Origin of the sequence: Bacillus cereus group sp. N11 (genome assembly GCF_016483605.1) — a bacterium.
Lineage (GTDB): Bacteria > Bacillota > Bacilli > Bacillales > Bacillaceae_G > Bacillus_A > Bacillus_A toyonensis.
Window position 1 is genome coordinate 1 of record NZ_JAEHBN010000122.1, and the last position, 230, is coordinate 230.

Genomic DNA, 230 nt, shown 5'->3' on the forward strand with positions numbered 1-230 from the left:
GTAAATATGTTGTGTACGTATAAAATGCAACAGTGCCTCCTAGTGTTAGGCAGACTACTGTTAATACTGCTTTCGGATGTTTCATAAGAGCGCGAACGGTTCCTGCGCTTTCGCGTTTTTGAGATTTTATGTTTGAGAATTGCTCCGACTCATCCATCGTGCGGCGAAGCCATAATACATCTACTGCACCCATCGCTCCAATAATGAACGGAATGCGCCATCCCCAAGCT

Annotated in this window: 1 pseudogene; it reads right to left on the minus strand. The window is 45.2% G+C overall.

The window, feature by feature from the left end:
• A pseudogene (locus tag JDS98_RS29955) lies at positions 1-230 on the minus strand (alpha-ketoglutarate transporter); the annotation flags it as partial.